3 protein-coding genes are annotated in these 10,636 nt (G+C 21.5%); all 3 read left to right on the forward strand.

The window, feature by feature from the left end:
- Positions 1–199 precede the first annotated feature (199 nt).
- The 3 genes from VAMP_RS00605 (at position 200) to VAMP_RS00615 (ending at position 10,502) form a co-directional block, all read left to right on the forward strand.
- The gene (locus tag VAMP_RS00605) at positions 200–7,252 is read left to right on the forward strand and encodes an Ig-like domain-containing alpha-2-macroglobulin family protein (RefSeq protein ID WP_213348134.1); all 7,053 of its coding nucleotides are present in this window, start codon (positions 200–202) and stop codon (positions 7,250–7,252) included.
- 140 nt (positions 7,253–7,392) lie between these two features.
- Entirely contained in the window at positions 7,393–8,685 is a 1,293-nt protein-coding gene (locus VAMP_RS00610) for an AAA family ATPase (protein WP_213348137.1), read from the forward strand.
- 128 nt (positions 8,686–8,813) lie between these two features.
- Positions 8,814–10,502 carry a phosphoribosyltransferase gene (locus tag VAMP_RS00615; RefSeq protein ID WP_213348139.1) on the forward strand — a complete coding sequence of 563 codons (1,689 nt, stop codon included), beginning with the start codon at positions 8,814–8,816 and terminating at the stop codon, positions 10,500–10,502.
- Positions 10,503–10,636: the final 134 nt, after the last annotated feature.

Below are 10,636 nucleotides of genomic sequence, written 5' to 3' on the forward strand. Positions count from 1 at the left end.
ATATAGTTTGAAACTTAAATAAAGAAAGTGTAATATTTTACACTTTTTTATTTTATATGAATTTTAATGTAATGATTTTTATTTTTATTCGTATTATATATTGTATATAATAAAATACATTTATTTAATTTATTAAAAAATATCTATGAAAACGAAATTTATCATTTTATCTATTTTTTCTTTATTTTTAATTTGATTTATGCTATTTAATTTAAATAATATTACAAATACAGTTAAAGCTAGTTATTTAAATAATACTTTTCAAGATTCTGAATTTGATGAAGCTTTGGATTGGATGCATAATTCCAAGTTAACTAAATATAATAAATCAAATGAATTTAGACCTATTGATTCTCTTACTAGAGAACAGGCGGCAAGTTTTTTTGACTGATTTGCATCTACAATTTGAAAAGATTGACAAGATAATTTAGATTGTGATTTTGATGATTTGGATGATGCAGATGAAACATTAATTGATAATATACAAAATGTTTGTAAATTATGAATTATGAAATGATCTTGAAATAAATTTTATCCAAAAAAATCTATTAATAGAGCAGAATTTTTTACAGTAGTTGTTAGAACTTTGGATTCTTTCAAAAATGAAGGTCTTGATCCATGGTGGAAAGAATATTTTGAGACAGCTCAAGATTTATGACTTACAAATGAAGATAATGTTTATGCACAAGATAGAAATATTTTGAGATATGAAGCATGATTGATTTTGTATAGAGCTAAAAATGAAACTAATTTAAATAATTTAAAAGATCCTAAAGTGGAAGAACAAGAAGAACAAGAAAGAGAATTAAAATCTTTTCAGATAGATTTTGAACAATCTATGGACACTAAGTCAGTTTTATCAAATATGAGAATTTATCCTGAAATAGAATATGAACTTGTTTGGAGTGAAAATGATTCTATAGCTGAAATTGCTTTTTCAAATAATTTTGATGAAGATACTGAAGTTTTGGTAAATATTAGTGACGATGCCAAAAATTCTAATTGAGAAAAACTTACTCAAACTTTATCAAAAAAATTTAAAGTAGATTCTGCTCCTCAAATTGATTTTGTTAGTCCTGAATGAATAATTACTGATGTTAATAAAAATATTACAGTAAGATTTACATCTCCTATGGTTTCATTTACTAATTTGGATAATCAAGCTGAGTGTCCTATACAGATAACCCCTAATATTGATTGAAAATGTGTTTGGATTACAACAAGTACTTTTCAATTTAGACCTGTTAATTCTTTCCCTAGATGAGCAAATTATTCAATATATATTCCATCTTGAATAGAAAATATTTCTGGAAATAAAACTATTAATTCCAAAAAATTTGAGATTAAAACTCCAGATTTTGAACTTATTTCATCTCCAAAAAATATAAATAAAGATGATGATTTAGTTTTAGTTTTTAATGATAAAATTGATTTAGATAAATTTAAAAATAATTTTTCTATTTCTAATTTTGATAATTCTGAACTTGATTTTGAATATGCAAAAAAAGAAACTAATATTGATTGACAATATGATGTTTTGACTAATTCAGTTTCTATTTTTCCAAAAAATTGAGATTGGTGATATAATAAAAAATATCAAATAAGTATAAATTCGTCTTTAACTTCAAAAAGATGAAATTTATGATTAAAACAAGATATTAGTAAGTCATTTATAACAGATAGTTTTTTAAGTAATTATAGTTTATTTATTTATGAAGATTTAAATTATGAAAATTTGAATTTAGAATGAAATATGAGATTCTCTAATTTTAAAAATATTATTTGAAATGATATTATTAATAAAAATAATCCAAATATATTATTGTATTTTAATGAAGAAGTACCACTTGATAAATCATTATTTGAATTAGATTATGATTTTGATTTGTCTTATTTTTTGATAGAAGATAATGAACAAATTGTAGAAGATAAGAAATCATTAGTTTTAAGTATTAATTGAAATATAAGTAATTCACTTGATGTTAAAATTAAAGCTTCTCAAATAAGTAGTAGTGATGATATAAATTTATCTTTCACAACAAAAGAAAAAAATAAAATTTTAGATTTTGAAATGATAAATTACAAAAAATCTTGTATTACTTTTGAAAATAAAATTCATCAAGATGAAATTAATTATGATGCTTTTGATTTTTCTGAATATTGAAATGTAAGATCTATTCAAGAAATTTATAAATATCATAGTGAACAAGCATGTTCCTATGAAGTTTGAAAAAATAAATATTTATTGTATACAAATTTAAATCCTGAAACAGATTATGTTTTGAATATATCAAATAATTTACTTGATATAGATAATTATAATTTAGATAAAGATTATTCTTATGAATTCAAAACACCAAAAGCTATGAATGAAGATAAAAATGTAAGTTTTATTGATCAACAAGATTTGGTTTTGATTCCTAGTTCAATAAATCCTATAACAGTATGAATAGCTACTACAAATATAGAAAAAGTTAATATAAAGGTTTGTCAATGAGATCTTGAATTGATTTCTAATAATAAATTTAGTAATTCTAATGATTGTAAAGAAAAAATTCTTAATATTGAAAATCTTTGATTTGAACCAAAAATAACTGTTATAGATTTGCAAAAAGTTTTTGGAAAAGAATTTGGTAAAAATTTAATAAGTTTTGAAATATCAAAAATAGATGCTGATAAAACTAAAAGAGAACTTGAAAATGATTCAAATTTAAATAAATCTTTTTTTGTATCAGATATATCTGCTACTTTAAAAAATGCAAAAAATTCTTTATTGTGGCTTAGAGATTATAATAATTGAAATAATTTGACGGATCAAATAGAAAAAATAGAAATTTATAATTCTAAATATAACTATGATCAAAGAAAATACTTTTTAGAATTAGAAAAAGAAATTGCTTTTAATTCTTTATGAAATTGACTTTATAAATTCTTTAATTCTATTGATTGAGCTAGTTTAATTGTTATTACATTAAAATCTGGGCAAAAGACTTTAATTAAAGATATTTCATATTTTTATGGTAGTAAAAATATTAATACATATTTATTTACTGATAGACCTTTGTATAGAGCTTGAGATGAAGTAAATATAAAATGAGTAAGTAGAATACAGGATGCTAATTGATATATATTAAATAGAAGGAATTTTACACTAACAGTTACTTGACCAAAAAGAGAAGAAATTTTTAAAAAATCTATTAATTTAGATGAAAATTCTTCTTTTGATGTAACTTTTGAACTTCCTCAAGATTCTAATTTATGAAATTATAATGTTAGTGCTTGAGCAAATTGATGACATACTTTTTCTGTACAAGAGTTTGAAACTCCTGATTTTAAGGTTGAATCTGATTCTCAAGAATCTAATTATTTACAAGGACAAAGTGCAAAAATAAATATATCATCTGAATATTATTCTGGTTTACCTATGGCAAATGCAAATGTAAATTATACTGTTAAAGCACAAACTTATAATTTTGATGCTGTTTGATATTCTGATTATCATTTTGGTGAACAAAAAGATTTTTGGTGATATAGATACAATTATTGACAAATAAATAATAATGAATTTGTAGAATCTTGAGAAGATATTTTATGAAGTGATTGAAAATGAGTTATAAATATTGATTTAAAAGAATATAATGAAGATAAAATTTATACTGTTTCAAGTATTGTAAAAGATCCAAATACAAAAAAAACAGTTTCTAATAATTCAAATTTTAAATCTTTGAGATCAGATATTTTTCTTTGAATGAAATTTGATAATTATTTTTATAATTATAAAGATACTACAAACATTGATTTTGTAAGTCTTGATATAGATTGAAATTCAATATCAAATACAAGATTTGATTTTAAAGTTTACAAAGTTGATTATGAATATGATAAAATTTCTAAACAAAGAAAAAGTAAAGAAAATTTATTATATGAAGAAGAAATTGTTAGTAATTGACAATGAAAAGCAAGTAAAGAGTTTGAATTTAATGAAGTAGGAGAATATAGATTTGAAATAATTACTAAAGATTGAAAATATAAAACTACAAAAATATTTTATATATGAGCTCAAGGTTTACTTTCTCCTATTAACGAAAATAATGAAATATCTATAAATTCAAATAAAGAAAAATATGATGTATGAGAAAATGCTGAATTTATTATTTCAAGTCCTTATGAAAATATTCAAGCTCTTGTTACAGTGGAAAAAATGGATCAAATACTTAATTATGAAATAATAGATATTGATGATTTAAATCAAGTTTATAATTTGAAAATAGAAAAAAGATATTTGCCAAATTTTGAAATAAAAGCTTATTTGATAAAAGATGTAGCTGTAAATCAAACTGCTTTACAAGAATTAAAAGAAATTAGATTATCTATGCAAGAGATAGAACAAGAATTGCAAGAAAGATATGAATGAATAATAATTCCTTTTCCAGAAATAATTTATGATAGATGAATTTTGCCACCAATATTTCCTATTCCACAAGAATTATCTGATGAAGATAAAGAATTATATGAAAAATTATCTTCTTATAGATATAAAGAACAAGAACTTATGCAAGAAATATTGCCATCATATTATGAATGAAGTAAAAAAATATCAGTAAATATTGATTATGTTAAACTAAATATTCAAGTAAATCTTAATAAAAATTATTATTTGCCAAGAGATGAACAAGAAATTACTTTGACTATTGAAGATAATAATTGAAATCCAGTAAATGGACAAGCAACTATTAGAATAGTTGATGAAAGTTTACTTGCTTTGATGGATAATACTGTTGATATTGTAGAAGCTTTCTATTCTGAGGTTGAAAATAGAGTATGAACTTCTTCAAATTTATCTTATCTTATATCTAGAATATTATTTACACAAGATTCATTTGAAAATGAATTAGAAGGTGTTCCTGATTGAATGTGATGAGAGATGTTGAAAAGAGAGGAATGAGTTGTGTATAGTGAAATGAGTTTTGGTGATGCATCTATAGCTAATTTGGGACTTGATTCAACTGATAATGAAATTGAAGATAATAATGAAAGTGAAGATAATAATGAAACTTTCATAAGAGAGGATTTTAAAGATTTAGCTTATTGGCAAGCTAGTGTAGATGTAAAAAATTGACAAGCTGTTATTAATGTTGATCAATTACCAGATAATTTAACAACTTGGGTAATAGATTGATTTGTTTATACTGATAATACTTATGTTTGAATGTTCCAAGATGATTTTAAAGTTCAACAAGATATAGGTATATTATCTCAATTTCCAAGATTTTTGGTAAGTGGTGATGAATTTATTATGTCTGCTTTGATAGTTAATAACACTAATCAAAAACAAGTTTTGGATGCTAATTTGCAAATGACAAATTCAAATATTTCTCAATCTAATAAACAAATTGAAGTTCCTGCAAATTCTTCTGAATTAGTTGAATTTGAAGTAAAAATTAATTCTTTACCAAAAGATGTAGATATTAATGAATTTAATTCTCAAATAATTCTTTGAGTATCAAATGAAAATTTATCTGATACAATTAGAGTAAATAGAGCGATAAGACAACCTAGCACTTGAGAATATGTATTTACTAATTGAAGTACAAAAGACACTTCTTTTGAAGAACAAATTTATTTGCCAGATTATTTGGAAAAAAATGCACATTTAGATATAAGTTTATGAGCTAGTATTTTAACTAATATTTTACATAATTTACAAGATTATATTAGTTATCCTTGAGATAATTTAAATTCAAGATTAAACTTTTTGGAAATATCAAGTAGTTTAAAAAATCTTTTTGAAGATTTGTGAGAAATAGATATTTTGAATTCTTATCAAATAAAAGATTATGATGGAAATACTTATTCAATAAAAGATATTGAAAATATGATTTTGTCAGAATTGCCTGAATATTTGGAATCTAATTGAGGATTATCTTATTTTAAAGAATGTTATTGGGCAGATGATTGTAGTAATTTTAATTTAACTGCTAAATTTTTGAAATTAGATTTACAAGTAAATTGAATTGATAATTCAAAACTTATAAATTATTACAAAAATCAACTTACACAAAAGATTCAAAAATATAATATTATTGCTAAAAATGTTTCTAATTTTATTCCTTTGGCAATTCATTGAGAATATGATTATATAAGAAATAATTTAAAAAATAAAGAAAATTATACTAATTTGGAAAAATTAGAATATATTAAACTTTATAATTTAATGTCAGATAATTGAGAGTATTCAGATAAGTTTTATCAAGATTTATTAAATAATATATTCATAGAAGCTAGATCCTCACTTTTACCATCAAATAGTAATTATATAAATAATCTTGTATCTACTTCTATGATGCTTTCTATAATGTTAGATAAATCAGAAATTGAAAAATTACAAACTGAAAATATGACTAGATTTTTATTGGAAAATAGAAATGAAGATTGAAAATATTATAATTGAGATATATCATATATTATCAAAGCATTAAATGATTATGTAAATACTACTAATGAATTAGATGATGTAGATTTTACTGCTTGAGCTTATTTGAATGAAAATTTGATAAGTGAAACTGAATTTGATATGTCAAATAGATTCTCAGTTTTTAAAGATAAAATTGATATTAGTGAATTAGTTAATTGGTGAGAAAATAATTCATTAGGTTTTGTTAAGGAGGGTAGTGGTAAATTATATTATGATGTATGAATGAGATATTTCTTACCAAATAATGAAATATCTGCAAGAGATGAAGGTTTGATTTTGACTAGAAATTATTATGATTATGAAGAATATAACGAAGCTTATGAAAAAAAATGTAATTCTTGGTGGTGGGGACCTGCTATTTGTACAAATGAAAAAGTGAAAAATATTGATCCTATTACTAATGCAAAAAAATGAAATTATATAGTATGAGAATTGCAATTAATTGTTCCTTATGAAAGAAATAATGTTCAAATTAAAGATTATTTGCCAGCTGGTGCTGAGGTTTTGAATGTTAATTTTGATACAGTAAGTGATGATGTAAATGATGTAACTTGACAGACAAGTAATTATTGGAGATGATTTGATCATATTGAACAGTGAAATGAAATGATTTATCTGTATGCAGATCATTTGAGTGCATGAACTTATACATATACTTATGTAATATCAGCAAGTCAAGTATGAGAATTTAATTTAAGACCTGCTGTAGCAGAATTGATAGAAAGACCAGAAATTTGGGGTAGAAGTTCTTGAATGATATTTGAGATAAATAATTAATTATTTGTTATATTATAAAAAGACCAGTTTCAAAAAGCTGGTTTTTTTATTGAAAAAAATATTTTAATATTTATAAACTATTTCTTATCTTTGGAAGATATTTTTTTAAAAAAATTTATAAAATTTATATATAAAATATTATGTATATATGTTCAAATTGTTGATATGCAACATTGAGTAAGCTTTGAAAATGTCCATCTTGTTGAGAATTTTGAACTTTGGAAAAAGATGATACTAAAAATAAAGTAAAAAAAACAGCACAAAAAACTACTTTAACTTATGGAACAAGTTTAAAAACAAAATCAATACAAGATTCAAAATTTTTTGATATAAAAAATAATGAATTAAAAAGGGTTTATCAAAATTGAATAAAACAATGATGAGTTTATTTGCTTGGATGACAACCTTGAATATGAAAATCAACTATTATTTTACAAATTATTCAAGATTTATTGGAAAATAATAAAATTAATATTTGATATTTCTCTGGTGAAGAATCTCAAGATCAAATATATTCAAGATTTAAGAGAATAAATAAAGAAAATAATACTCAAGATCTTGATATATATACAGCAAGTTCCCTTGAAGATATTGTACAAACTATTGCAGAAAATGATTATAATTTTTTTATAATTGATAGTATACAAACAGTATATTCAAGTAATATTGATTGAATAGCATGATCACCTTCGCAAGTAAAATTTTGTTCAGAAAAAATATGAGAATTTGCTAAACAAAAATGAATAACATGTTTTATTATAGGTCATGTTACTAAATGATGAGAAATTGCTTGACCAAAATATTTGGAACATATAGTTGATATGGTTTCATATTTGGAGTGAGATAGATTTGGACAATATAGATTTCTTAGATCTATGAAAAATAGGTTTGGTAGTACTGATGATGTAAGTATTTTTGAAATGTGATTATTTTGATTAATTCCTGTTTATGATATTAAAGAAAGAATTATAAATACTGCAAATACTAGTATTCCATGAAGTGTTTTTACAATGTGAATAGATAATGGTAGACCAGTTATAGTAAATTTGGAAGTTTTATTAAATAAGACAAATTATAAATACCCTCAAAGAATGGCAGTATGAATTGATAACAATAGATTAAATTTAGTTATAGCTATATTGGAAAGATATTTAAAATTAAATTTATGAAATTTTGATATATATGTAAATCTTCCATGAGAATTTAAATTTTATGATTCTGGTTTAGATTTAGCATTAGCTTGAGCAATATTATCTCAATATCAAAATAAATTAGTAGATAAAAATATTATTTTTATATGAGAAATTGGTTTAGGTTGACAGATTCTATCTAGTAAATTGCATGAAAAAAGAAAAAAAGAGATTCCAAGAGATTTTGAAATAATAGATTTTAATAATTTAAAATATATTGTAGAATTAAAAAATTTAATCTAGATTTTTTCTTATAATTATAATTTAATTATTTGAAACTATATTTAATATAGCTATTTTAAATTTGCAAAATAAAATAATTTAATTAAAATATATGAGTTTAATATTAAAAATTAAAACAAAAATATAAAATGTCTATAAATTTTAAAAAATGATTTAATTCAAGAAATAATTCAAAATTAGAAAAAATATCTAATATATCCAAAAAAGATTTATTAGATATATTATCTTATACATGAGTTCTTGAAAGGCTTTGAAATAGTGAAAAAAGATGAAATATATCTAAATTTAAAAAAAATAATAATTGTTTAACTGAAAGTGAATTTAAAAAAATTAATAATATAGTATGAGAATATGTTGAACAGTATTGACAAGATATTGATTCTCTTATTTATGATAATTATGGAATAAATTTTGATGAAAAAATAGATTTATTATTTAAACAAATATCAAAAGTATTATCTGAAAGAAATAGTGATATATCAGATTATTTATTAAATAATTGAATAAATTTTCATAAAAATCTTGATTTTACTTGATGACTTAAATTTGATATATGAAATTTTGAAAATCTAGAAAATGAAGATTTAAAGAAATTTTTATTTAATCCAAATTTTACAAGATTAGAATGAGAAAAATTATATAGTCGTGGTTATTGATATTTTTTTAATTTAAATTGACTTTATAAAGATGAGAATTGATTTATGAAACTTGAATCAAATATATTTTTTGATACTGTTTTTTATTATTACAGAGATATTAATAATTTATTACAAAGTTTTAATAATAAAAAAATTAGTAATATTAGTGAAGAAGAAAAAAAATCTTTATTAATTTTATTGGAACATTACAAAAATATTTCTTTTTTCTTGATTAATATATTTACTAATATACAAAATCCAGAATTTTTTAAAAATTCTACTAAAATGAAATGACAACAATTTCAAAAATATTATGAAAAAAATGACAACAACCCTTTTAATAATAAAGATTTTTTTGAAAAAATTCCTAGTATAATATCTTATTTGGAATCCGAAGCAGAAAAAACTGTTGATTTATTTAATGATATTAATTTATGATTTGATAATAAAATAAATTTTGAGCAAGAAAATATATGAAAAGATATGTTTGATAATATTTGAGATTTTTTTGATTATTTAAATAAAGTAGCAGAAGAAAGTAATAATGAAGGTGAAGTTAAAAATATTAAAAAATTACAAAATAAAATTTCTATGTCATTTATTAGAATCATAAGAGAACAAGATAATCCTGCCAAAATGTTATTAGCAGCAACTAATTTATTATCAAAAATGGATTCAAAAGATTTTGAAAAAGATTTAGTTTTGTTATGAGTTTTGTATGGTGGTATAGAATATCCATTTTTTGTGAAATATATGATTAAAAGATTATGATTAAGTGAAAAATCTTTAGATATTTATCTAACTACAGTGTCTAATTATAATATGAGAAATAAAAAAGAAATAGCAAGTATATGAAATTATCCTTGTAGTAAAGAAATAGATTGATGATGAAAAAATTTTTTGGTTCTTGATGATAATATTTATAATGGCTGAACTTTGCAATCATTGATAAATCAATTATGACAAAATAATAATATAATAGATGCAAGTGCAGTAGAAGTTTGACTTAGAAGAACAAATTTCTCAAAACTTAAAGAATGAAGTAATATGTCTTTTCTTCTTTCAAAAGTAAAAATGTCTGCATCAACAACTCCTATATCAAAAAAAATAAATAAATATAATAATTTAATTTTAAAATATATTTCAAATCGTTTGCCAAATATTGTTGGTAAACCTTAATTTATAATTGTCAAAAATATCTTTTGTTATAATTTTTTAATGTAAAAAGACTTGAATATATATTTATTTTCTTTATATTTTTCAAAACTCAATTAATTAATTGAGTTATATATCATATTTAGTGTATATTTAAT

The organism is Candidatus Vampirococcus lugosii (assembly GCF_018420025.1).
Classification (GTDB): domain Bacteria; phylum Patescibacteriota; class Gracilibacteria; order Absconditabacterales; family Absconditicoccaceae; genus Vampirococcus; species Vampirococcus lugosii.